Here is a 24352-nt window from a genome sequence, read left to right as displayed (position 1 = left end):
AGAGGCGCCGGACCCTCTACAGTCGACGGTCTCATCGAGGCGACGGCGAGAGGGTACGGATGCGCATCGGCATCAACACGTGGGCGTGGGCGGCGCCGCTGACCGACGAGGCGCTCGCCGAACTGGCCCCACGGATCAGGGCCTGGGGCTTCGACGCCGTCGAGCTGACCGTCCAGGCGCCCGGTGACTGGGACCCCGACCGCGCCGCCGGCCTGCTCGCCGGGCTGGGCCTGGCCCCCGCCGTCTGCGCCGGCCTGCTGCCCGAGCACGACCTGCTCGCCGACGACGAGGAGGTCGTACGGCGTACGGAAGAGTTCGTGCGGCAGTGCGTGCGGGCCGCCGGCCGGGTGGGGGCCGCCGTGGTGGCGGGCCCGCTCTACGCGCCGGCCGGCCGGCGGTGGCTGCTGGACGCGGACGCCCGGCGGGCCACCGTCGCGCGCCTCGTCGAGCGGCTCCGGCCCCTGGCCGACGAGGCCGCCGGCCAGGGCGTGACGATCGCTCTCGAACCGCTCAACCGGTTCGAGACGAGCTTGCTCAACACCGTCGAGCAGGCGCTGGAGGTGGTGGCCGACGTCCCCGGCCTGGGCCTCGCCCTGGACACCTTCCACCTGAACATCGAGGAGCGCGACCTGCCGGCCGCCGTCCGGCTGGCCGGCGACCGGCTCGCGCACGTGCAGGTGTGCGGCAACGACCGTGGGGTGCCCGGCGGCGACCACCTCGACTGGCCGGGGATGTTCGACGCCCTGACCGGCATCGGCTACCGCGGCCAGGTGAACATCGAGTCGTTCACCGCCGAGGCGCTGGCCGTGCCGATGTCCGTGTGGCGGCCCCTCACCGCCGACCCCGACACCCTCGCCGTCGAGGGGCTGGCCTTCCTGCGCGGCCTGACCGGGCGTAATCTCCCGTAGACCTCGGGGGAAGGTGGGATCGATGCGCTCCGGGCTGGAGGTGCCGCCGGCGGTCGAGGCGGAGCGGGTCATCACCGCCGTACTGGCCGACCTGCGCTCCGGCGACCATCGCGGCGTCGTGGTCGACTCGCCGCCGGGGGCCGGCAAGTCGACCCTGGTGGTGCGCGCCGCCGTGGAGCTGGCCGCCGCCGGCGAGCCGCTGATCATCGTCGCGCAGACCAATGAGCAGGTCGACGACCTCATCGACCGGCTGGCGCGCAAGGCGCCCGAGCTGCGCATCGGCCGGCTGTCCGCCGCCGACTACCGGCCGTCCGAGCGGGTCAGGGGCCACGAGACGGTCCGGGTCGCCGCGAAGGTCGCCGACCTCGGCGGTCCGGCCGTCATCATCGGTACGGCCGCCAAGTGGGCCACGGTCGCCGAGGGCTCCTGGCCGTGGGCGATCGTGGACGAGGCGTACCAGATGCGCTCGGACGCCCTGCTGCGCGTGGCCGGGCGGTTCGAGCGGGCGCTGTTCGTCGGCGACCCCGGTCAGCTCGACCCGTTCTCGACCGTGGAGACGGGTCGCTGGACGGGCCTGACCTGGGACCCGATGCAGTCGGCGGTGGCGGTGCTGCTGCGGCACAACCCGGAGCTGCCCGTGCACCGGCTGCCGGTGTCGTGGCGGCTGCCCGCCTCGGCGGCGCCGGTGGTCGCGGCGGCGTTCTACCCGTTCACCGGGTTCCGTGCCGGCACCGGCCCCGCCGACCGGGCGCTGCACCTCGCCGAGCCCGGGGCGGGGGACGCCCTGGACCGGACCGTGGAGCTGGCCGCCGCCACCGGCTGGGCCCTGCACGAGCTGCCGGCGCGGCAGACCCTGCGTACCGATGGCGAGGCCGCCTCGGCCTGTGCGGCCCTGGCGCTGCGGGTGCTCCAGCGCGGCGCGGTCGCCGTCAGCGAGCACGCCCCGGCGGGCGCGCCGGTCACCGCCGACCGGATCGCCGTCGGGGCCGCCCACCGTGACCAGGTCGCGGCCATCCGCGCGCACCTGGGTGAGGCCGGGGCGGGCATCACCGTCGACACCGCCAACCGGCTCCAGGGCCGGGAGTACGACGTGACGATCGTGCTGCACCCGCTGTCGGGCCGCCGCGACGCGACCGCGTTCCACCTCGAGTCGGGGCGGCTGTGCGTGCTGACGTCGCGGCACCGGCACGCGTGCGTCGTCGTGGCGCGCGCCGGGATCGGCGAGCTGCTGGACGCCCACCCGTCGACGGAGATCGTGCACCTCGACGTGCCGGTCAGGTTCCCCGACGGCTGGGAGGCCAACCAGACGATCCTCGCCCTGCTCGCCGCCACGACGGCGACCGCCTGACGCGGCCGTACGCCGTTCGCCGCCGGCCGCGCCACGGGTGGTGGCCGACCGCGCGCTGACGGCCGCGTACGCCGTCCGGGGGCCGCGCGGCGTCGGCGCGGGCCCTCGGGCGGGCTGGCGCTCCGTCGTCGGGGCGAGCAGTCGACTACTTGACGTAGTCGGCTTGGAGATAATGCCTGGTCGAGTGACTACCTAGCGTGAGATTCGTCAATCGCACCGCCTTCGTGCCGGTCGGACCCCACATCTGCGGGAGGCCGCCACCGAGGCGACAGACAGGAGAGTCACATGTCAGCTCAGCCAGCCGCCCGCCGGCCCCGACCCCGCGCGGTCGCCCTCCTCCTCGGCGCCGCCGTGGCGGCCGGGGTGATCGTCCCCGCCGCTCCCGCGTCGGCCGCCGTCCCCGGCCTCGTCCGGATCGCCGCGACCAGCGCCAGCAACTCGAACGACTTCCGTAGCGTCACGGCGACCTGCCCGGTGGGCAAGGTGCTGACCGGGACGGGTTACGAGCTCAACGGTGCGACCGGCGAGGCGGTGGTCGACGACCTGCGGCCCAACGGCGGCCCGGCCGTCGCGCCGACCGCCGTCACCGTCGGGGCGTACGAGGCGGAGGCGTTCGCGGGCAACTGGTCCCTCACCGCGTTCGCCATCTGCGCCAACCCGGTCACGGGACTGGTGCGCGTCTCGGCGGCCAGCGCCAGCAACTCGAACGACTTCCGTAGCGTCACGGCGACCTGCCCGGTGGGCAAGGTGCTGACCGGGACGGGTTACGAGCTCAACGGTGCGACCGGCGAGGCGGTGGTCGACGACTTCCGGCCCAACGGTGGCGTGGCCGCCGCGCCGACCTCCGTCTTCGTGGGCGCGTACGAGGCCGACGCCTTCGCCGGCAACTGGTCCGCGACGGCGTACGCGATCTGCGCCAACCCCCTGGCGGGCCTGGCCCGCATCTCGGCGGTGAGCCCCAGCGACTCGAACGACTTCCACAGCGTCGCCGCGGCCTGCCCGTTCGGCAAGGTGCTGACCGGGGCCGGCTACGAACTCAACGGCGTCACGGGCGAGGGCGTGGTCGACGACTTCCGCCCCAACGGCGGTCCCGCCGCCGCGCCGGCCACCGCCACCGTCGGCGCGTACGAGGAGGACACGTTCACCGGCAACTGGACCAGCACCGCGTACGCCATCTGCGCGACGGCGTAGCCGGCGGCACCGGCCGGTGGCGTCGCCCCGACCCGGGGCCGGCGCCACCGGCCGAACCCCGCGCCGCCGCCGTCACTCCGGCCGGTCGGGCCCGTGTTCGCGAGCGGTCGTCGCCGCGCGTCAGGCGAACGTGTCGCCGAACTCGCGCACGCCGTCGACGTCGAGCGTGATCCGGCTGTTGTCGGCCCACTGGCCGGTGGCGGCGCGCCAGCTCGGGTCGTCGCGCTCGTCGATGTCGGTCCAGCCGGGCCGGTGGTGGCGCAACTGGATCGGCCCGGACGACGCGCCCGGGGCGAGGACGCCGTCGGTGAAGGTCAGCTCCACCCAGCCGGGGATCGGCGTGCCCGGCGGCGGGAAGCGGGTCGGCGTCGGGGTGGGTGCCGGCGTCGACGGCCCGCCGGGCGGCAGGGGCGGCGGGAAGAGCGTCGTCGTGCGCCGGATCCGGTCGCAGCCCAGCGCCGCCCAGTCGCAGTTGAGCACCAGCGAGGTGTCGCCGCCCTCGAAGGTCACGTGGTAGCGCACCCGCACGTCGGCGAGGTCGAGCGGCCCGGTGCCGGTGTTGACGACCTGGAGGACGTGCTGGATCTGGTTGTCCGTCGGCGACCAGTCGAGGTTGAGGTAGCTGACCTTCGCCCGCCCGTACGCCGTGCGGACCGGTGTGACGGGGGAGGGGTCGGAGTAGCCGCCGAGGGTGTAGGCGTTGACGACGAGCCGGTACTCGCTGCCCGGCGCGAGGTTGGTCAGCGTCAGGGTGGTGGCGGTCGTGCTGCCGAGGCTGCGGTAGACGTGCGGGCCGAGCTGCGCCCGCACCTCGTACGTGATCGGTTCCTCGCCGGCCGGCTCGCCCACCCAGGTCGAGGGCGCCCAGGAGAGGGTGAGCAGGTGCGGCTGGTCGACCACGACGACCGGGCTGCCGGGCGTGGTGAGCGCGGGGGCGTCGTCCGCCCGTGCGGCATCCACGGCGAGCGGGCCCAGCAGCGCGGCGAGGACGACGGCGGTGGTGACGCGACGGACACGCATGGTGGCGATGCTACGAGCAGGAATGGACGCTTATCAATCGTTAGGTGTTCCCCGGGGTGTCGGCCTCGGGTGTCGTCGCCTTCCGAAGTGGACTTCGGCCCGTCTCCGGTGCGACGGCGGCCGACAGCACAGCCGCCGGATTCGCGCCGCCGTCGATCACCTGGATTCATGTCGGTCTACCGATAGATCGACGGCCCAGACGATCTACGTCTGTCGATAGCGTTTCGTGGCACAGGCCGTCCACGAAAGGCGGACCATGAACGATTCCCATACCTCACTGTCCCGGCGGCGGATACTGATCGGCGCCGCTGCCGCCTCGGCGGTCACTGTCGGCGCGGCGGGCGCCGCCCGCGCCGCACCACCCGCCGGCGCAGCGGCGCCGGCCCGGTCCCTCGTCGTGCGGGACCGGATCGCCACCGCCCGGCTCGCGGGTGCGCCGGCCCGCTTCCAGGCCGACTTCCACGAACGTCTCGACGCCTGGCTGGCCTTCTGGTCGGCCAACTCACCGCACGCCTGGAGCCCGCCGGTGCAGGTGTCGGGGCGGGTGGGCGCGGACGGTGCCGCTTTCACGCTGCACGCCATCCGGGTCACCCGCGACGACGAGACGCGGGACGCCTTCGCCGCCGGGCGGTCGGACGCCGCTCACCTGGCCACCCTCGCCAGCCTGCACCACCACTTCCCGTCGGTACGCGTCGAGGCCGGCGGCGCGCTCCGGGTGATCGACGGCCCCGCCGGCTGGACCGGCTCGGCCGAGCAGGTCGCGTTCGCGGTCACCGCCTGCCGCGAACTGTGGGGGCTGCGCGGCGCCGACGCGGCGGACTGGCGGGAGCACCTGGGGCGGGCCGGGCACACCGCCGACCCGACCTCCCGTTCCGGCTGGGCGGCCTTCACCAGGGCGGGCCTGCGGCGCGGGCTGCGGACCGACACGTACTGACCATCGGAGGTAGGACATGGCACGCAGCGAATTCCGTTTCGTCGTCGACGGTGTCGATCTGACGACCGAACAGCAGAGCCTCATCGCCAGCGAGATCCAGAAGGCCGGGCTCAACGCGCTCACCGCCGCGGGCAAGCGGCTGACCAACCCGCTCGCCGTCGGGCACGCCAACATCAAGCTCCGCCCCGAGTGGTACGGCATGTGGGTCATCGACGGCCCGTTCGCCGAGGAACTCGGCCAGAAGATCAACGACATCGGCTTCTGGATGCAGCGGTGACGGATCCCGTCCACCGGCCGGACCCGCCGGAGCGGATGTGCCCGAGTACCCCCGCGGCCAATGCCACGGTGTTCCTCGGCATGATCACTCCGGCGGGGCGGGTCGCCTACGTCACACCGCCGCTCCCGGCCGAGGTCGCGCTCGCCCAGGCCGGCACGGACACCCCGGTCGAGTCGCGGTACCGGCTCGCCGGCCCGTGCGTCACCGCGAAGTGCGGCTTCTGGACGGGCGAGCACTGCGGCCTCGGTGAACGCGTGGCCGCGTCGTTCCGGGAGGTCGCCGGTCCAGCCGAGGACGACCTGCCGCGCTGCGCGATCCGCCGGACCTGCCGGTGGTACGCCGAACAGGGCCGCGCCGCCTGTGCCGCCTGTTCCCAGGTGGTCACCGACGCCCGCTGACCACCTGACCGCCCCGCCCTCGTGGGCGACCAACCGCCGGGTGGATCCGAGCGGACGCCCGTCCGCCGCGGCGTCGCCCCGCGTAAAGGGCTCGCGATGTCCCACCGTTCCGCTACCGTCTGGGCGTCATGGATCCGCGGTACGACGAGGCCGTCATCGGGCGGGAGCATCCCGCGGCCCTGCTGCGCGCCGAGGTCGACCGGGTGACCGCCAGCCACGGCGGCCTGGTCCTCGTCGCCGGGGAGCCGGGCATCGGCAAGACGACGCTGGTCACGGCGGCGGCCGGCGAGGCCCGTCGGCGGGGCGCGCTGGTGCTCGGCGCGGCCTGCTGGGATTCCGACAGCGCGCCCGGCTACTGGCCCTGGGTGCAGGTGCTACGCGGTCTGCGTCGCTCGTCCGACGACTGGGCCGTGGCCCGCGAGGCGGCCGAGCCGGGCCTCGCGGCGCTGCTCGGCGAGGCGACCGGCGGCACCGCCGGCGAGCCGACGGACGGCGAGGCCGACGAGGCGACCGGCGGTCCGGCCGGCGACGACCTCGTCGAGCAGGAGGAGTTCGCGCTGCACGACGCGGTGACCACCGCGCTGGTCGCGGCGTCGCAGCGCCGTCCGGTCGTGGTGGTGCTCGACGACCTGCACTGGGCCGATCCCGCCTCGATGCGGCTGCTGCGGTTCGCCGCCCAGCACACCTGGTTCGAGCGGCTGCTGCTGATCGGCACCTACCGCGACGCCGAGGTCGAGTCCCCCGACCACCCGCTGCGCGAGCTGCTGATGCCACTGGTGGCGAAGGCGACCACGCTCACCCTCACCGGCCTGTCCCGCGACGAGGTGGCCGCGCTGATGACCCGCACGGCGGGCCGGGCACCCGACGCCGTTCTCCTCGACGAGGTGCACCGGCGCACCGGCGGCAACCCGTTCTTCGTGGAGCAGACCGCCCGGATCTGGCGTGCCGACGGGCGGGTCGGCGCGATCCCCCCGGGCGTACGGGAGGCGGTGCGCCGCCGTCTCGCCCAGTTGCCGGCGGCGGTCGTCGAGGCACTCACCGCCGCCGCCGTGCTCGGCCGGGAGTTCCACCGCCAGGTCCTCGCCGCGTACGCGGGCACGCCCGCGGCGCAGGCCGACCGGCTCCTCGACCGGGCGGTGACCGCCCGGCTCGTGGTGTCCCGGGGCGGTGGCCGGTTCGCCTTCGTCCACGACCTCGTGCGGGAGACCCTCTACGACGCGCTGCCCGACGACGACCGGTGCTCCCGGCACGCCGCGCTCGTGCGGGCCGTCGACCGCGCGCCGGCGCTCGCCGAGCGGCTGATCCCCGCCGACCTGGCCCGGCACGCCCATCTCGCGGGCGCCCACCTCGACCCGTCGCGCGCCGCCGAGCTGCTGGTCGCCGCTGCCCGCGACGCGGGTGGCCGGCTGGCGGTGGACGAGTCGGTGGTGCACTTCCGCCGGGCGCTGGAGGTCGCGGAGGACCCGGCCGGCCGCGTGAAGATCATGATCGAGCTGGGTCAACTGCTGCACCACGCGGGCGGCGGCGACGAGGCCCGGCGGCTGCTCGCCGAGGCCGTCACGCTGGCCGTGGCGGTCGACGACCCGGTGGTGCTGGCCCACGTCGCCCTCGTCGTGCACCGCCGCCACGCCGACGGCTCCAGACGTGTCCCCGACCCGGAGGGCGTCGTGCGGGAGGCGTACCGGCGGTTGATCGGCGAGTCCGCCGGCGCCGTCCCGGTCAGCACGCTCGTCACCGATCTGATCGCCGCCACGGAGTCCCTGGCCCGGCGCGGGCACGACGACGAGGCGCTCACCTTCAGCCTCTGGGCCCGCCACGACACCACCTGGGGGCTGGGCTCGGCCCGCGACCGGGCCGCGATCACCGCCGAGATCCGGGACGTGGCGCGCCGGGGCGGCGACGCGGAGACCGTGCTCTGGGCCACCGCGCTGCGCTGGGTCGCGCTGCTGGAACTGGGCGACCCCCGCTACCACGACGAGTTCGCCACCTTCGTGGCCGGCGCCCGACGGGGCGACGTGCGGCACCGCGCCGCCGCCACCATGGACGACGCGATCATCGCCGCGTTCCGTGGCGACTTCGCCCGGGCCGACGAGCTGTTCGGCGAGCTGGCCGGCGTCGGCGAGTGGGACCATTCCGACTTCGCCTTCATGGGTCACCATCTGCGCTGGTCCCGGCTGCACCTCCAGGGCCGCTCCGACGCCGCCCTCCTCGACGAGCTCTCCTCGACCGGCTACCCCCATCCCGAGCTGCTCCGGGGCATCACCGCCGTCGAACGCGGCGACACCGGGTCGGCCCTGCGGCTGGTCACCGGCATCGAGGCCGCCGGCACGGCGTACCCGGGAGCGGTGTCGCCGCTGTGGCTGCGGCTGCGCGCCGGGGTCGCCGCCGCGACCCGCGACCCCCGGCGCTGCGCCGAGGTCCGGGAGGCCCTGCGACCGCACCGCGGGCAGTGGATGTCGGCGCTGTTCGGCTGCGACCTGAGCGGCCCCGTGGACCACTGGCTGGCCCTCGTCGACGCCGCGCAGCGACGCTGGGACGACGCGGTGGCCGGCTTCTCCGCCGCCCGCGACTCCGCCGACCGGTTGGGCGCCCGCCCGTGGTCGGTCCTGGCCCGTGCCGCCCTGGCCGACGCGCTGACCGGGCGGGACGGCCCCGGCGACGTCGCGGCCGCCGCCGCGCTGCGCGAGGCCACCGCCCGCGACGCCACCGACCTGGGCATGCACCAGGTGACCCGACGCCTCACCGGCGCAGAGGAGGCCGGGGCGCCGCCCGTCGGCCACTCCGGGGCCCTCCTCGCGATCACCGGCCCGGTCCCGAACCTCGTCGCCGCTCCGCAGGTGGCGGTCGTCTGGCCGCCCGGCCCGCAGGCGGCGACCGGGCCGCACGAACCGCGGGCGGCGACCGGGCCGCGGGTGCCGGCCGGCGCCGCCGTTCCGACCGGTGCCGCCGTGGCGCAGCCGTCCGGCGGCAGGCAGGCGTCCGCCGGCGAGCAGGCGCCGGGCCGGGCGTACGGGTTCCGCCGCGACGGGCCGGTCTGGCAGCTCGCGTACGCCGGCGTGGTGGTGCATCTGCCCGACGCGAAGGGGCTGCGCGACCTGCACGTGCTGCTGAGCCGGCCGGGCGTCGACGTCCCTGCGGTCGAACTGCTCGACCCGACCGCCGGGCCGGAACTCGTCGCGGCCCGCCGGATGGGCGGCGACCCGGTCCTCGACGACGAGGCGAAGGCCCGTTACCGGCGGCACCTGGAACGGCTCGACGACGAGATCGACCGGGCCGCCGAGCGCGGCGACCGGCGGCGGATGGCCGACCTCGACGCCGAGCGGGGTGCCCTGCTCGCCGAGCTGCGCGCCGCCGCCGGGCTGGCCGGTCGCAGCCGTCGCCTCGGCGACGAGGCCGAGCGGGCCCGCAAGGCGGTGACCGCCCGCATCCGGGACGCGCTGCGCAAGCTCGACCAGCGCCACCCGGCGCTCGCCGGCCACCTGCGCGACACCGTGTCCACGGGCAGCACCTGCCGCTACCTCCCGCCCGACCCGTTGCCCTGGCGCCTGTAGCCGATCCGCGACCGATCCCCCTCGCGCACGCCGGCAGCCGCGCGCAGCCGGCCCGGCGGACGGACGCCGCGACCCACGCGACGCCCGTCCGGTGGATCGGTCAGCGGCGGTTGTAGCGGTACATCGTCAGCGTGCCGAAGACCACCACGAAGCCGGCGCTCCACAGCAGCGTCCACATCGTGGCCGACGCGTCCGACGTGCCCGACATGACCGCGCGTACCGAGGCCACCAGCTGCGTGATCGGGTTGACCTTGACGAACGCCTGGAGCCAGCCGGGCATCGTCGCGGGCTCGACGAACACGTTGCTGAGGAAGGTCAGCGGGAACAGCACCATCATGCTCACCCCCATCACGGACTTCTCGCTGCGCAGGACGAGACCGAAGAACGTCCAGACCCAGGAGAACGCGAACGAGAAGACCACGAGCAGGCCGATCCCGGCCAGCACACCGGGCAGCCCCCCGTCGGGCCGGAACCCCAGCACCAGCCCGACGCCGAGGATGACCACGGCCGCCAGCACGTACCGCAGCACGTCGCCGAAGATCATGCCGACCAGCGGGGCGGGCCGCCAGACCGAAAGCGTGCGGAACCGGTCGAAGACGCCCTTCTCGATGTCGGTGTTCAGCCCCACCCCGGTGTACATGGTGATCATCACGACGCTCGTCACCATGATGCCGGGCAGGAAGAACTGGAGGTAGTCACGCGGGCTGTCGGCGAGGGCGCCGCCGAACAGGTACGTGAACATCAGCACCATGATGATCGGGAACGCCGTCACGTCGAACAGCTGCTCCGGCACGTGCTTGATCTTCAGCAGCGCGCGCCAGCCGAACGCGAGCGACGCCGACAGCGCGCTCGGTCGGGGCGGTCGCGCGCCGGGCGCGAGGACGGTGCAGAGCGCCTCCGCCGACGGTACGTAGACGGACGGGGCGCGCCCGGTCGTGGTGGCGTTGCTCATCGGGCTGCCTCCAGCTCATCGTCCCGCTCGTCGGCCGCGACGGCGGGGTGGTCGGTCAGGGCCAGGAAGACCTCGTCCAGGCTCGGCTGACCGAGGGAGAAGTCGTCGACGACGATCCCGGCGCGGGCCAGGTCGCCGAGCGCGCGGGCGGCCTGCGCGCCGGCGTCGAGGTCGCTGCCGGCCCCGCCGACGCGCGCGGTGAGCGCGACCGGATCGGGTGCGAGCTGCACCGGTACGCCGAGCGCCGCCTGGAGCAGCTTCTCCGCCTCCGGCCGCTGCCCGGGGTCGCGCAGTCGCAGGTGGACGGTGCCGGAGCCGACCGAGGACTTCAGCTCGCCCGGGGTGCCCTCCGCGATCACCCGGCCGTGGTCCACCACCGCGATGCGGCCGGCGAGCTGGTCGGCCTCGTCCAGGTACTGCGTGGTCAGCAGCACGGTCGTGCCGTGCGCCACGACGGCCCGCACGATCTCCCACACCTGGTTGCGGCTGCGCGGGTCCAGCCCCGTCGTCGGCTCGTCGAGGAAGAGCAGGTCGGGGGTGTTGAGGATGCTCGCCGCGATGTCGATGCGCCGCCGCATGCCGCCCGAGTACTTCTTGACCTGCCGGTCGCCCGCCTCGGTCAGGCCGAACGCGGCGAGCATGCCCTCCGCGCGCGCCCGGGCGGCCGGCTTGCGGTGCCCGAGCAGGCGGGCGAGGAGCATCAGGTTCTCCAGCCCGGTCAGGTCCTCGTCCACGGAGGCGTACTGGCCGGTCAGGCTCATCCGGGCGCGTACGGCGTCGGCCTCGGTGACGACGTCGTGACCGAAGACGCGGGCCCGCCCGCCGTCGGGGCGCAGCAGCGTCGCCAGCACCCGTACCGCCGTGGTCTTGCCGGCGCCGTTGGGCCCGAGCAGGCCGTAGACGGTGCCGGCCGGGACCTGGAGATCGATGCCGGCGAGCGCCCGGGTGTCCCCGAACGACCGGGTCAGGCCCTCGGCCTCGATGGCCAGGCCGGTGGTGCGTTTCATGCGTTCTACCTTCCTCATGCGTGACACGTTCAGGAGACGTACGGGCGCGGGGCACGACCGTCGCGCGGGTCCACCCGGCCGACGTAGCCCGTCGTGCCGGCGTGCGGCGCGGTTGAAGACCGTGCGGAGCCGGTCGGGTACCGGCCGATGGAACCGCACCCGTACGACACGATGCCGACCGGTTCGGCCACCCGTCGTACGCGTGGTCGACTCTGTTTCAACGAGCCCGGGAAGCTGTGGTTGTACGTCGGGGTCCCCCTCCCGGCTCCGGTCCCACCCGGGAGGCGCTAGACGACGGCCAGCGCCCCGCCAGATCGGAACTGGCGGGGCGGCGGGCGTCAGGCCGGCTCGTCGAAGAGCACCGGCCAGGGGCGGGGCGACGGCGTGGGCGGCGGTGGCGGGGGCTCCGACCCGTCGGCGAGCACTTCCGCCGCGAGCTGCCCGAACATCGGCGCGGCCGGATGCGCGGCCCGGCGCGGCCAGGCCGCCGAGGTGCGTCGGACCAGGGGTGATCCGGCGATCGGCCGCCAGGCGATCCGGGGCTCCCGACGGGCCGTCGCCGCCGGTTCGACGGCCACCCCGCCGCCGGCCAGCACCAGGCCGAAGAGGAACTCCGGGTTGCGCGCCGGGCGGACCCGGCCGGGGGTGAACCCGTGCCGGCGGCAGACCTCCAGCAGGTGGTCGTGCCAGCCGGGCGCGGTGGCCCGGGGCGCGGTCACCAGGTCCAGGCCGGCCAGCGCCGCCAGCTCGACCTCCCGGCCCCGGGCCAGCGTCGAGGCGCGCGGCAGCAGCACCCCCAGCGGTACGTCGACGGCGGCGCCGAGGCGCAGCCCGCCGTCGGTGACGGGGTGGTGGAGCAGGCCGACGTCCAGCCGCCCCTCGCCCAGCATCCGTTCCTGCTCGCCGCTGGTCAGCTCGTGCAGGTCCACGTCGAGGCCGGGGGCGCGCCCGGCCAGCCGGTCGAGCAGCTCGCGCAGGGTCACCGCGGGGGTCTCCGGCGGCACCCCGGCCCGGAGCACCCCCGACACCCCGTCGCGTACCTGCCGCATCAGGTTGCGCAGCCGGCCCTCCCCGGCGAGCAGTTCCTCGGCCTCGCCGAGGAGCAACTGGCCGGCGACGGTCAGCCGCACCTGCCGGCGGGAGCGGTCGAACAGCTCGACCGCCAGCTCCCGCTCCAGGCGCTGCACGGACTGGCTCAGCGGCGGCTGGGCCATGCCGAGCAGCTCGGCGGCGCGACCGAAGTGCAGCTCGTTGGCGACCACCACGAAGTGGCGCAGGTGCCGGAGCAGGTCCACGGCCGGACCCTACGCCAGCGCCCCGACGCGGGCCGGCGGGCGGCGGCTACGGTGCGCAGGTGGCGACGGAGCGGATCGGCGGGATCTTCGAACGGGCCGGGGTCGTCGGCTGCCTGCACGCCGTCGACCTCGACGCGCCCGACGGGAGCTGCGACGCGGCCGACGGGAGCTGCGTCGCGGCCGACGAACAGGCGGGGCCGGGAGGGCCGGGGCTCGCGGGAGCGGGACGACCGGGTGGCCGGCGGGAGGTGGCCCTCCGGGCGGACGAGCAGGTGGTGATCGCCTCGATCTTCAAGGTACTGCTGGTGCTGGAGTTCGCCCGGCAGGTCGTCGCCGGCCAGCTCGACCCCCGGGAGCGGGTCCTCGTCACCGCCGACGACCGGCTCGGCGGGTGGGGGATCGCCGGCTGCGCCGACGACGCCGAGGTGTCGCTGCGGGACCTGGCGTACTTCGCCATGTCGGTCAGCGACAACACGGCCGCCGACCTGCTGCTGCGCCGGGTCGGGGCGGACGTGCTGCCGATGCTGGCCGCCGAGCTGGGGTTGCCGCGTACCCGGATCGTCGGCGGCCCCCGGCAGCTGGTCGAGACGATGCTCGCCGACGTCGGCGCGCGTACCGAGGCGGACTTCGCCCGGATCTTCCCGACCCTGCCGCCCGAGCGGGTCCGCGCGATGCGGATGTTCGACCCGGCGCACACCACGTCGAGCACCGCCCGGGAGATCACCCGGCTGCTCGGCCTGATCTGGCGGGACGAGGCCGGCCCGCCCGAGGCGTGCGAGATGGTCCGGGGCTGGATGGCCCGGCAGCTCTTCTGGACCCGGCTGGCCTCGGGTTTCCCGCCCGGCGTACGGGTGGCCGGCAAGACCGGCACCCTGCCGGGCCTGCACCTGGAGGCCGGCGTGGTCGAGTATCCCGACGGCGGCCGGTACGCCGTCGCCGTCTTCGTCCGCGCCAGCCAACTCGCCACCCGCCGCATCGACGTGGACCTGGCGATGGGCCAGGCCGCCCGGACCGCCGTCGAGGCCCTGCGCGCCGGCTGACTTTCCGGCCGCGAGACCCCGCCGAAGACCCCGCCGAGCTGGCCCGATATGCCGGCGGATATCGACCGTGTCGGACCCGGATCTTGGACCGGGCGGGGTTCGTGCTGATTGGCTCGGCACCGACCGATCAGCACCACGACGGGGAGAGTTCCGCATGCCCAACCTCGACCGCCGCCGCTTCCTGCGCGACGCCGCCGCCAGCACCGCGCTGGTCACCGCCGGCGGGCTCGCCGGCGCCGCCCCGGCGCACGCCGTGCCGCCGACCACCGCACCGGTCGCCGCCGCCCCGGTGGGCCGCCGCCGCGGCCCGGTCAGCTTCCGCTGGTGGGGTACGTCGGCCTGGCGCATCGACATCGGCGACCGGACGGTCCTGGTCGACCCGTTCCTCAGCCGGATCGACACCGGGCTGTTCAAGGGCGCCTTCGACCAGGCCACCGAGCTGAAGGTCCGCGCCGACGTCGTCGACTCCCTGGTGGACCGGGCCGAGACGGTGCTCGTCACGCACACCCACTGGGACCACTACATGGACACCCCGCACATCGTCGGGCGCACCGGCGCCCGGGTGATCGGCACGCTCACCGCCTACCACCTGGGGCTCGCGTACGGGCTGCCGTCGGGCAGGCTAAGCCCGGTGCGGGGCGGGGAGGTGCTGGACTTCGGCGCGTACACCGTGGAGGTCGTCAGCTCCCTGCACAGCCGCAACGCGTCCTACTCGATGGCCTTCCCCGGCGTACGGGTCAGCCCGCCGCCGAAGCCGGCGACCATCGCCGACCTGCCCGAGGGCGACACCCTCGCCTACCTGCTGCGGGTCTCCGACGGCCCGTCGGTGTTCTTCATGGGCGCGAGCGACTTCGCCGAGCGCAACCTGACCGGGCTGGCCCCCGACGTGGCCATGGTCGCGCTGCCCAGCAGCACGGCCACCGCCGACTACGCCGAGCGGCTGCTCGACGCCCTGGACCGGCCGAAGGTGGTGGTGCCGGTGCACTTCGACAACTTCGAGACCGAGCTGCGCAACCCGGTGCCCGTGGCGCCGTCGGACCGCGAGCGGCTCGACGCGCTCGTCGCGGCCGTACGCCGGGTCTCCCCGCGCAGCCGCGTGATCGTGCCCGAGTACCACACCGCGTACCACTTCTGAGGACGGTCGGTGGCCGGGGCCGCCACGGTCGGATCAGAGCCGGCGGATGGCGGCGGAGTCGAGCCGGTAGCCGATGGTGCGGTCGACGATCCGGCCGACGAGGTCCGCCTTGCGTAGCCCGGCGACCCCGCGCAGCTCCAGGCTCGCGGCGAGCACCCGCAGGTCGCGGGCGGTCCAGCCGGAGAGGTACGCCGTACCGTCGTCGCGCCGGGCCATGGCCGCCAGCGCGGCGCGGGCCCGGGCCGGGTCCGGCGCCGGTGCCGCCCGCCGGGCGGGCAGCCGGGCGGGGGCGGCGGCTGTCGTGCCCGGGCGCCCAGCGCGGGTGATCCGGTCGGAGGATGCGGTGGCCGGGGCGGCCCGGTCGGGGAGCGCGGTGGCCGGGGTGGCCCCGTCGGTGGCCGGGTTGCCGACGGAGGCGAGCAGATCGGTCGGCGCGGCGGGCGGCGCCGCGTCGACCGGCACCACCGCGAGGCGGGCCCGTCCCTCGGCCAGCGCGGCGAGGTCGGCGGCGGGCAGCGCGCGGAGCAGCGCGGCCACCAGTTCGGCGACATCGCGGGCCGGCCCGGTCACGCCCCGACCCGCTCGGGCTGGAGGTGGTCGAGGAACTCGGTGGCGAGCTGGCGCAGCTCGTCGCGGACGGCCGGGGTGGCGACCCGGTCGCGGAGCACCACCGGCACGCCGCGCGGGGCGTTCGTGGCGAACGCGGTGACGTTCTCCCGCAGGGAGGTGGGGAAGACCGGCAGGCCGAGCGCCCGCACCTGGTCCATGTAGCCCTGGTGGGCGGCGATCGGCCGCTGCGCCATGACCTGGATCATGGTGAACACCACGCCGGCGACGCCGGGGGCGACCTTGTGGTGCCGGCGGGTCGTGGCGAACCGGCGGGCGTCGGCGTTGTACTGGTCGACCAGCTCCCGGACGTTGCCGTGCAGGTAGTCGATGCCCAACGTGGACAGGTAGTCGGCCTTCGCCGGGATGAGCAGGTGGTCGCTGGCGATGATGGCCGACTGGGTGACGACGTTGAAGTTCGGCGGGCAGTCGATGAGCACCATGTCGTAGCCGCCGAGCGCGTCGTCGTGCAGCCCCTCGGCCAGTGAGCCGCGTACCCGGAACAGCTCGCGGTCGTACTCGTCGCCGTCGGCCACGGCCCGGGCCAGCGCCAGGTCGATGTCGACGAGCTGGAGATGGGACGCGATCAGGTCGAGCCGGCCCGCGCCGGTGAGCCGCGCGTTCGCGGGGCCGGGTGAGACGACCAGCTCGCCCAGGGTCGTCGCGGGGACGTCCCCGCGCAGGCCGTCGTACCAGCGCTTCACCGTCCGGCCGTCGCGCAGCCGGTCCCGCCAGTCGTCGGGATCGTAGAAGCCGAACGTCAGGCTGGCCTGCGGATCGAGGTCGATGAGCAGCACCTTCATCCCCCGGTTGGCCAGCTCGGCACCGAGGTTGGCGGTCACCGTGGTCTTGCCGACCCCACCCTTGTAGTTGATCACCGATACGACGTACACCGGCACCTCCCCAGACCGGGAACGGTAGCGGGCCGCCGGAGCGGTGCGGCACCCGCTCCGGGACCCGCTCTTGCTCGTAAATACGTATGTTCGTATTATCGACGTGTGGCGGAGATCGAGGAACGGCTGAGTGCGCTGGAGGCGCAGGTCGCCGCCCTGATGGAGCGCTTCGGGGCGGCGACGCCCCCGGTCGAGGCGGCGCCGGCGGCCGGCGACGTCTTCTGGGCGCTCGACGGGCTGAAACAACGGATTCCGGCCGACGGCGGCGGCGCGGTGCTCTACACCGGCACCGTCCGCCTCGACGACCAGCGCTACGACTGGCAGTACGGGCGCATGGTCGACGACGTGCTCGCGGGCGACTGGACGGAGCTGGCCGGCGTGCTGAGCGCCCTGGCGCATCCGGTGCGGCTGCGCCTGCTGCGGGAGATCCTCGGCGGCCGGCACGGCACCGGCGAGCTGGCCGAGATCGAGGGCCTGGGCACCACCGGCCAACTGCACCACCACCTGCGCCAGCTCACCGCCGCCGGCTGGCTGCACAGCGCCGGCCGGGGCCGCTACGCCGTCACGGCCGAACGGGTCGTGCCGCTGTTGGCCATCCTCACCGCCGCCCGCCGCTGACCCGCCGCACCGGCGCCGCACTCCGCTGACCGCCGCACCGCCGTCGCCCGCCGCTGACCCGCCGCCCACCGCCGTCGCCCGGTTGACGCCTCGCCGGGCCCGGTGGGTGCCGACCCGCCGAAAGCCCCCGACGGAGGGAAGCACCAATGCGTAAGCCAACCGCCCTCGCCCTGGTCGTCGGCCTCGTCGCCGCCGTCGCGGCCATCGGGATCATGCCGCGCGCGCCCCGACTGGGCGGGCAGAGCACCGGCGACGCCGCGCTGGCCGCCGACGTCCGCGCGGCGGTGCCCGACCCGGAGGGCCACCGTGGCCTCGCCGTCGCCGTGCTGGAGAACGGCCTCGTCCGCACCGCCGGCCTGGGCGACCGCGACCCGGCCGGTGGGCCGGTGGAACCGGGCACCCCGTTCGAGATCGGCTCGATCACCAAGGCGATGACCGGGATGCTCCTCGCCCGGCAGGTCGCGACCAACGCGGTACGCCCCGACGAGCCGGCCGGCGCCCTGATGCCCGCGCTGACCGGGCCCGCCCGCGAGGTCACCCTCGCCGAGCTGGCCAGCCACCGCTCCGGCCTGCCCCGGCTCGCGGTCACCTCGGTCGGGGACGTGGTCGACACCTGGTGGGCGAACGTCACCGGCGGCAACCCGTACGCCGGTCGGGACGCGCGTCGGCTCGTCGACGCCGCCGGCAGCGAAGAGCCCGGCGACGGGCGCGGCGAGGTCCACTACTCCAACCTGGGGGTGGCCCTGCTCGGGCAGGCGCTCGCCACCCGGGCCGGCACGTCGTACCCGGAGCTGCTCGACCGGGAGCTGCTGCGACCGCTCGGCATGACGTCGACCGTGGTGGCGACCGACGCCGACGCCCTGCCGCCCGGACACGCCGAGGGCTCGACGGCCGGCGGTCGCCCGGCCGAGCCCTGGGTCGCCGACGGCTACGCGCCGGCGGGAGTCGGCCCCTGGTCGACCGCCGGGGACCTGGCCCGGCTGCTCGGCGCGACGCTCGCCGGCACCGCCCCCGGCGCCGACGCCGCCACCCCGCGCTTCACCGAGGACGACCGCAACCGGATCGGCTACGGATGGTTCACCACCCGGTACGGCGACCGCGAGATCGTCTGGCACAACGGCGGCACCGGCGGCTTCCGCACCTACCTCGGCTTCGAGCGGGCCACCGGGCGGGGCGTGGTGGTGCTCGGCAACACCGACAAGGGCGTCGAGCCGATCGCCCTGCGGCTGCTCGGCGTACCGGCGCGGGACGCCGACGGCGACGGCCCGCCGCTGCCCGTCTGGATCACCGCGGGGCTCGCGGTGGTGTTCACCTTCCTCGGCGGGCTGAGCCTGCTCGGCGCCGTCCGCCGGGCTCCCGACCGGCTGACCCTGGCGCCCGCCGTCGCCTGGGCGGTGCTCTACCTCGGCCTCGGGCACCGGCTGGGCAACTGGTCGGTGGTGCCCGGCTGGCTCTGGCCGCTCGGCGCCGGCCTCTCGGCGGCCGGGATCGTGCTGGCCGCGTACCGCTGGCGGGGGCTGCCGCCGCTGGCCGGCGCCCCGCCGTGGCGGCGGCTGACCTCGGCGGCGTTCTCCGCCCTCCTGGCGGCCCTGGCCGTGATGATCATCGCCCGCCCCTGAACCCCGCGCCCGGCGGACGGGCGCACGGCGGTCACGAGGTCGGCGGGGGAGACGCCGGGGTACGCGCCGACGACCTCGTGATCGACGCCCGGGCCGGGGGCGGGTGGGGCTGTTAGAGTCGCGTCGCTCTGCGGTCCGGGGGAAGGGGGCGCGTGTGGTGCCGTTCCGCGACACGCTGTCGCAGCTGCTCAAGGCGCGCTTCCCGGTCCTCTACGTCGAGTCGTCCGAGGAACAGCGGGTGGTCGCCGAGGTCTGCGCCGTCGCCCGGGACGCCACCCTCGTCCGTACGCCCCGGGCGGTGTGGGCCTGGTCGCTGACGACGGGCCTCGTGCAGCCCGACGGCACCACCCGCAAGGGCACCACCGACCCCGACGACGCGCTGGCCGTGGCGCTGCGCGTCGACCAGCCCAGCGTGCTGATCTTCAAGGACCTGCATCCCGCGCACGGCAGCGGCGACCGGCCCGGCACCCCCGGCGTCATCCGCCGGCTGCGGGACGTGGTGGCGGCCTTCAAGGCCGGCCCGGTGCCGCGCACCCTCGTCCTGGTCTCGCCGGTGCTGCACATCCCGGTGGAACTGGAGAAGGACGTGACGATCGTCGACTTCCCGCTGCCCACCGAGACGGAGATCCGGCGGGTGCTGGACGGCATGATCGCCGCCAACTCCGCGACCGGCCGGATCCGGATCGCGCTGGACGACCTCGGCCGGGAGCGGCTCGCCAAGGCGGCCCTCGGGCTCACCCTGCACGAGGCGGAGAACGCGTTCGCCCGGGCCATGGTCAACGACGGCGTGCTCGACGGCGGCGACCTCGCCGTGGTGCACGAGGAGAAGCGGCAGACCGTACGCAAGTCGGGGCTGCTGGAGTTCGTCGACGCCGCGGTCGACCTCGCCGACGTCGGCGGGCTGGAGAACCTGAAGCGCTGGCTGGCCAAGCGGGACGGCTCCTGGCTGGCCGAGGCGGCGGCGTACGGGCTGCCCGCCCCCCGGGGCGTGCTGATCACCGGCGTGCCCGGCTGCGGCAAGTCGCTGACCGCGAAGGCCATCGCCTCGGCCTGGGGCCTGCCGCTGCTGCGGCTGGACGTCGGACGCGTCTTCGCCGGGCTCGTCGGGTCGAGCGAGCAGAACATGCGCACCGCCATCCGGACCGCCGAGGCGACCGCCCCCTGCGTGCTGTGGGTCGACGAGATCGAGAAGGGCTTCGTCGGCGGGGCCAACGACTCCGGCACCTCCGCCCGGGTCTTCGGCTCCTTCCTGACCTGGATGCAGGAGAAGTCCCGGCCCGTCTTCGTCATCGCGACCGCCAACGACTTCGAACGGCTGCCCCCGGAACTGCTGCGCAAGGGGCGCTTCGACGAGATCTTCTTCGTCGACCTGCCGACCCGCGCGGAGCGCGCGTCGATCTGGCGGGTGCACCTCGCCCGGCGGCTGCGCAACCCGGCCGTCGCCGGCGCCCTGACGCCCGACGACGCCCTGCTCGGCGAGCTGGCCGGGCTCAGCGAGGGGTACTCGGGGGCCGAGATCGAGCAGGCCGTCGTCGGGGGGCTCTTCGACGCCTTCGCCGAACGGCGTCCACTGCGCCGCGACGACCTGATCCGGGCCCTGGTCGCCATGGTGCCGCTCAGCGTCACCCAGGCGGAACGCATCGACGCCGTACGCTCCTGGGCCGACGCCCGCGCCGTCGCCGCCACCGCCGCCGAGGACTGGGATCTCGGTGGCCGTCCCGGCGGGTCCCGGCCCGGCGGCCCGGGGCCGCAGCGGGGTCAGGGCGGACGGGCGGTCGAGTTCTAGTGTGGGCGTCGACACGAACGGAAGGGTCCCGATGAGCGTCTCACTGATACTCCTGCCGCTGGCCGTCGCCGCCGTCGCCGCGACCCACGCCGCCACCGCCGGGCGGGACGGGCAGGGCCACGTCGTCTGCGAGGTGCAGACGCGGATGCGGGACGAGACGCTGCTCGTCGCCGCGCTGCGCGACACCGCCGCGGTGGTCACCGCCGAGCCCGACGCGATCGTCGCGGACTGGGCCGACGTGCGGGCCGGCTTCCGGCGCGGTGAGGACAGCATCTGGTCGGCCCACTTCACGGGCGAGGTCGACGAGCAGCGGGCCGTCGAGGCGGTCCGGGCGATCGACGCCGCGTACGGGCGGCAGGTCCAACGGGCGGTGCTGGAGCGGCTGCGCGAGCAGGCCCCCGCCGCCGGGCTGCGCCTGGAGTCCGAAGAGGTCGCCGAGGACGCGAGCGTCCGGCTGGTGTTCGCCGTCGAGGGCCGGTCGTGACGGCGCGGCAGCCACGGATCGTGGTCACCGTGACCAGCGAGGGCGTCGTGAGCGCCGAGACCCGGGACGTGCTCGGCGACGGCTGCCTCGACTACGTCGCCGTGCTGGAGGACCTGCTGGCGGCCCGCACGGTACGCAGCGCGTACACCGCCGACCACGAGCGCGCCGCCGTGCCCGCACGGCAGGAGGAGCGCGATGTCGAACGCGCCTAGCCCCGGCTGGCCGCCCCCGGCCGTGCCGAGGCCGAGCGCCAGTTGGCAGGTGTTGCAGAGCTGGTGGCTGCTGCTGCCCGTCCTCGGGTGCAGCTGCCTCGGCGGCTTCGGGTTCATCTACGTGGGCGTGCGGGCCCGCCGCGCGGCGTGGTGGATTCCCGGCATCGTCTACGCCGTGGTGGGCTGGACGGCGTTCATGCTCGTCGGCGAGTCGGACAAGGAGAGCGCCGTCAGCGACTGGGCGGTCGGTGTGCTCCTGGCCGTCTGGGCGTCCAGCATCCTGCACGCCGCGCTGATCAACCCGGCGTGGCTGCGCTGGCTCACGCACCGCCGCGCCAGGTCGGCGGCGGCGTGGCCGGGCGGGGCGTACCCGCTGGCCCCGCTGCCCCGGGCGGCTCCCGCCGGTCCGGTGCCCGCCCCCTATCCGGGCATGACGCTGACGTACCCGCCCAGCTCACCGGCGGGGTACCCGTCCCCGTCCCCGTACCCGTCGGCCGCCTACCCACCCCCGTCGGCCGGTTACCCGCAGGCCGCGTCGCCGTACCCGCCCCAGCCGTTCGGGCCGGCGGCCCAGCCGCCCGGGTCGCCGGTGGGACAGCCGCCCGCGCCGGCCGGGTATCCGCCGCCGGCGGCCGATCCGACGATGGTGCCGTACCAGCCGGTCGATTCCTTCGGGTCCGAGCCGCTCGCGCCGCCGTCGGACCCGTGGGCCGACGGGGAGTCCGGGAAGGTCGACGTCAACACGGTCGGGCCGGAGGCCCTCGCCGCGCTGCCCGGCTTCGACCCGCAGCGCGCCCGGCAGGTCCTGGCCGAGCGGGAGCGGCGCGGGTCCTTCGGCAGCCTGGCCGAGTTCGCCGCCGCCGCCAACCTGGCCCCCCACGAGTACGCGCGCCTGCGCGACACCCTGGACTGCGTCCCGCCCGCCGGGCCGGCGCCCGGGCAGCCGCCGCCCGGCCGGGTCCTCGATGTCTGACGACGGTCCCGCGCCCCGCCCGTCGGCCGGCGCGCGGACGGTGGCGGTGGCCCGCTTCCTGGCCGCCACCCGCGCCGAGGGGCCGGGCGAGCGGACGGCCGTCTGGGTGCAGGGCTGCGAGATCCGCTGCCCCGGCTGCTTCAACCCGCATATGTGGACCTTCCGTGGCGGGGAGCGGGTGGCCCCCGCCGACCTGGTGCGCCGGGTGCTCGACGCCGGCACCGAGGGGCTGACGCTGCTGGGCGGCGAGCCCTTCGACCAGGCCGCCCCGCTGGCGGTCGTCGCCGCCGGGGTACGCGCCGCCGGTCGTTCGGTGATGACCTTCACCGGTTACACCACGGCCCGGCTGCGTCGCGCGGTCGACGCGGGCCGCGACGACGTCGCGGCGCTGCTCGCGGCGACCGACCTCCTCGTCGCCGGGCCGTTCCTGGCCGACCGGATCGACACCCGGCGGCCCTGGGTGGGCTCCACCAACCAGGAGTTCGTGCTGCTCGACGGCCGCTTCCCGGGCCTGCTCGACGAGGTGTCGCGCAGCCCCGACCGGGTCGAGGTGACCGTCGACGCCGCCGGCCGCGTGGCGGTGAACGGCTGGGCCGAGGTCGACGCCCTCGACGAGCTGCTGGCGTCGGTGGCCCGCCCTCAGCCCCGGCGGCGGGCCAGCGCCGAGCGTCGGTAGCCGTAGAGGGCGTAGATGATCGCGCCGAGCACGAACCAGACGGCGAAGCGCAGCCACGTCTCCGGCGCCAGGTAGGTGATCAGCCAGAGGGAGAAGGCCGCGCCCAGCGCCGGCACCACCGGCATGCCGGGCAGCCGGAAGGTACGCGGCGCGTCCGGGCGGCGGTAGCGCAGCACGATCACCGCGACGCAGACCACCACGAAGGCCAGCAGGATGCCGATGTTGGTCAGCTCCGCCGCCTCCCGGATCGGCAGGAAGCCGGCGATCAGGGCCGAGCCCACGCCGACGATCCAGGTGACCCGGCTCGGCACCCGGCGGACCGGGTGCAGCTTGGCGAACCAGCCCGGCAGCAGACCGTCCCGGCTCATCGAGAACCACACCCGCGTGACGCCGAGCATGAAGGTGAACATCACGGTGAGGATGCCGATGATCGCGCCGACGGCGATCACGCTGGCCAGGCCCGAGAGCCCGACGGAGGCGAACGCCGAGGAGAAGCCGCTCTCCGGGTCGATGTCCCGGTAGTTCTGCATGCCGGTCAGCACCAGCGTGGCCAGCACGTAGAGGACCATCGAGATCGCCAGCGAGTAGATGATCGCCTTGGGCATGTGCCGGCGGGCGTCCTTCGACTCCTCGGCGGCGGTGCTCATCGCGTCGTAGCCGAACACGGCGAAGAAGACCGTGGCCGCGCCGGTCAACGCCCCACCCACCCCGAAGGGGAAGAACGGCGAGTAGTTCTCGGTGCGGATGTGGAAGAAGCCGACCACGACGACCAACAGCACCACGGCGATCTTCAGCCCGACGACAATCGTCTCGAAGCGGGCGGCGGACTTGATCCCCAGGTTCAGCAGGAAGGCGATGAACAGGCAGAGGATCACCGCGAACAGGTCGACCACCCGCCCCTCGCCGGTGCCCGGGGCGCCCAGCATCCAGGCGGGCAGGTCCGCCCCCAGTTCGCCCACGAGGAACGAGAAGTAGCCGGAGATGCCGATCGCCACGACGGCCACGATCGCGGTGTACTCCAGCAGCAGGTCCCAGCCGATGAACCAGCCCACCGCCTCACCGAGCACCGCGTAGCCGTAGGTGTAGGCCGAGCCGGCCTTGGGGATCATGCCCGCGAACTCGGCGTACGACAGGGCCGCCGCCGCGCTGGCCAGCCCGGCGATCAGGAACGACACCAGCACGGCCGGGCCGGCCGTCTCGCTCGCGACGGCGCCGGCCAGGGCGAAGATGCCCGCGCCGATGATGCCGCCCACCCCGATGGCGGTGAGCTGCCAGAGCCCGAGGGAGCGCGCCAGCCCGTCACCGGTCTCGTCGGCGATCTCCTCGACCGGCTTGCGACGGAAGATCCCCGTGCCGCCGCCGCCCGTCGTCCTTCCCATGGAGGTCATCGTCGTCCCCCTTCCCGACCCGTCCGGCGTGCCCGACCCGC

General features: G+C 75.2%; 23 protein-coding genes. 16 read left to right on the top strand and 7 right to left on the bottom strand.

The genetic code is table 11. From position 1 onward, the window contains the following. The first annotated feature begins 59 nt into the window (after positions 1-59). From AC5L34_RS08225 to AC5L34_RS08215, 3 genes are all read left to right on the top strand, one after another. Positions 60-908, top strand: coding sequence for a sugar phosphate isomerase/epimerase family protein (locus AC5L34_RS08225; RefSeq protein ID WP_494824344.1), 849 nt, complete (start codon positions 60-62; stop codon positions 906-908). Positions 909-930: 22 nt separating this feature from the next. Beyond that, positions 931-2256 carry an AAA family ATPase gene (locus AC5L34_RS08220; protein WP_494824342.1) on the top strand — a complete coding sequence of 442 codons (1326 nt, stop codon included), beginning with the start codon at positions 931-933 and terminating at the stop codon, positions 2254-2256. 285 nt (positions 2257-2541) lie between these two features. Beyond that, on the top strand, positions 2542-3447 hold the full coding sequence (locus AC5L34_RS08215; RefSeq protein WP_494824340.1) for a hypothetical protein: 906 nt from the start codon (positions 2542-2544) through the stop codon (positions 3445-3447). Between the two features lie 120 nt (positions 3448-3567). Here AC5L34_RS08215 and AC5L34_RS08210 read toward each other — a convergent pair whose 3' ends face one another. Continuing rightward, positions 3568-4467, bottom strand: a complete 900-nt coding sequence (locus AC5L34_RS08210; RefSeq protein WP_494824339.1) for a cellulose binding domain-containing protein — start codon at positions 4465-4467, stop codon at positions 3568-3570. Between the two features lie 256 nt (positions 4468-4723). Between AC5L34_RS08210 and AC5L34_RS08205 the strand changes: the two genes are divergently transcribed. The 4 genes from AC5L34_RS08205 (at position 4724) to AC5L34_RS08190 (ending at position 9627) form a co-directional block, all read left to right on the top strand. Continuing rightward, on the top strand, positions 4724-5401 hold the full coding sequence (locus AC5L34_RS08205) for a hypothetical protein (protein ID WP_441174221.1): 678 nt from the start codon (positions 4724-4726) through the stop codon (positions 5399-5401). A gap of 16 nt (positions 5402-5417) precedes the next feature. Then, entirely contained in the window at positions 5418-5678 is a 261-nt protein-coding gene (locus AC5L34_RS08200) for a hypothetical protein (protein WP_363623956.1), read from the top strand. An 80-nt stretch (positions 5679-5758) separates the two neighbouring features. Beyond that, entirely contained in the window at positions 5759-6076 is a 318-nt protein-coding gene (locus AC5L34_RS08195; RefSeq protein ID WP_494824336.1) for a hypothetical protein, read from the top strand. A gap of 128 nt (positions 6077-6204) precedes the next feature. Then, positions 6205-9627, top strand: coding sequence for an ATP-binding protein (locus AC5L34_RS08190; protein WP_494824335.1), 3423 nt, complete (start codon positions 6205-6207; stop codon positions 9625-9627). A gap of 100 nt (positions 9628-9727) precedes the next feature. On the opposite strand, the gene AC5L34_RS08185 is transcribed toward AC5L34_RS08190, so the two are convergent. The 3 genes from AC5L34_RS08185 to AC5L34_RS08175 form a co-directional block, all read right to left on the bottom strand. After that, on the bottom strand, positions 9728-10579 hold the full coding sequence (locus AC5L34_RS08185) for an ABC transporter permease (RefSeq protein ID WP_494824334.1): 852 nt from the start codon (positions 10577-10579) through the stop codon (positions 9728-9730). After that, positions 10576-11586 (bottom strand): ATP-binding cassette domain-containing protein, encoded by a 1011-nt coding sequence (locus AC5L34_RS08180; RefSeq protein WP_101414329.1) that lies wholly within the window; start codon positions 11584-11586, stop codon positions 10576-10578. Before AC5L34_RS08180 ends, AC5L34_RS08185 begins: the two co-directional genes overlap by 4 nt. Before the next feature lie 338 nt (positions 11587-11924). Next, positions 11925-12881, bottom strand: coding sequence for a LysR family transcriptional regulator (locus AC5L34_RS08175; protein WP_441174214.1), 957 nt, complete (start codon positions 12879-12881; stop codon positions 11925-11927). A gap of 59 nt (positions 12882-12940) precedes the next feature. Between AC5L34_RS08175 and AC5L34_RS08170 the strand changes: the two genes are divergently transcribed. After that, positions 12941-13921: a serine hydrolase gene (locus AC5L34_RS08170; RefSeq protein WP_494824332.1), complete on the top strand. Its 981-nt coding sequence runs from the start codon at positions 12941-12943 to the stop codon at positions 13919-13921. Positions 13922-14075: 154 nt separating this feature from the next. Then, a complete protein-coding gene (locus AC5L34_RS08165) occupies positions 14076-15056 on the top strand; it encodes an MBL fold metallo-hydrolase (protein ID WP_441174212.1) in 981 nt (326 codons plus the stop codon). Positions 15057-15089: 33 nt separating this feature from the next. Here AC5L34_RS08165 and AC5L34_RS08160 read toward each other — a convergent pair whose 3' ends face one another. Both AC5L34_RS08160 and AC5L34_RS08155 read right to left on the bottom strand, forming a co-directional pair. Further along, positions 15090-15626, bottom strand: a complete 537-nt coding sequence (locus tag AC5L34_RS08160; RefSeq protein ID WP_494824330.1) for a hypothetical protein — start codon at positions 15624-15626, stop codon at positions 15090-15092. Then, positions 15623-16555, bottom strand: coding sequence for a ParA family protein (locus tag AC5L34_RS08155; protein WP_494824328.1), 933 nt, complete (start codon positions 16553-16555; stop codon positions 15623-15625). The genes AC5L34_RS08160 and AC5L34_RS08155 overlap by 4 nt, the downstream gene beginning before the upstream one ends. A 105-nt stretch (positions 16556-16660) precedes the next feature. Between AC5L34_RS08155 and AC5L34_RS08150 the strand changes: the two genes are divergently transcribed. The 7 genes from AC5L34_RS08150 to AC5L34_RS08120 all read left to right on the top strand — a co-directional run bounded on the left by AC5L34_RS08150 (position 16661) and on the right by AC5L34_RS08120 (position 22923). Further along, positions 16661-17173: an ArsR/SmtB family transcription factor gene (locus AC5L34_RS08150; protein WP_441174209.1), complete on the top strand. Its 513-nt coding sequence runs from the start codon at positions 16661-16663 to the stop codon at positions 17171-17173. Between the two features lie 146 nt (positions 17174-17319). After that, entirely contained in the window at positions 17320-18792 is a 1473-nt protein-coding gene (locus AC5L34_RS08145; protein ID WP_494824326.1) for a serine hydrolase domain-containing protein, read from the top strand. A gap of 154 nt (positions 18793-18946) precedes the next feature. Continuing rightward, entirely contained in the window at positions 18947-20578 is a 1632-nt protein-coding gene (locus tag AC5L34_RS08140) for an AAA family ATPase (RefSeq protein ID WP_441174207.1), read from the top strand. Between the two features lie 31 nt (positions 20579-20609). After that, on the top strand, positions 20610-21062 hold the full coding sequence (locus tag AC5L34_RS08135) for a hypothetical protein (RefSeq protein ID WP_494824324.1): 453 nt from the start codon (positions 20610-20612) through the stop codon (positions 21060-21062). Next, entirely contained in the window at positions 21059-21274 is a 216-nt protein-coding gene (locus AC5L34_RS08130) for a DUF2997 domain-containing protein (protein WP_089001817.1), read from the top strand. The genes AC5L34_RS08135 and AC5L34_RS08130 overlap by 4 nt, the downstream gene beginning before the upstream one ends. Beyond that, positions 21258-22247, top strand: coding sequence for a ComEA family DNA-binding protein (locus AC5L34_RS08125; protein ID WP_494824322.1), 990 nt, complete (start codon positions 21258-21260; stop codon positions 22245-22247). The genes AC5L34_RS08130 and AC5L34_RS08125 overlap by 17 nt, the downstream gene beginning before the upstream one ends. Beyond that, entirely contained in the window at positions 22240-22923 is a 684-nt protein-coding gene (locus tag AC5L34_RS08120; protein ID WP_494824321.1) for a 4Fe-4S cluster-binding domain-containing protein, read from the top strand. Before AC5L34_RS08125 ends, AC5L34_RS08120 begins: the two co-directional genes overlap by 8 nt. Here the strand turns inward: AC5L34_RS08120 and AC5L34_RS08115 are convergent. After that, positions 22887-24302 (bottom strand): amino acid permease, encoded by a 1416-nt coding sequence (locus AC5L34_RS08115; RefSeq protein WP_494824319.1) that lies wholly within the window; start codon positions 24300-24302, stop codon positions 22887-22889. The two genes, AC5L34_RS08120 and AC5L34_RS08115, sit on opposite strands and share 37 nt — an antisense overlap. Positions 24303-24352: the final 50 nt, after the last annotated feature.

It is taken from the genome of Micromonospora sp. ZG13, from assembly GCF_059359355.1.
Note: the sequence above shows the minus strand (reverse complement) of the source record. Positions and strands in the feature narration are given on the sequence as shown.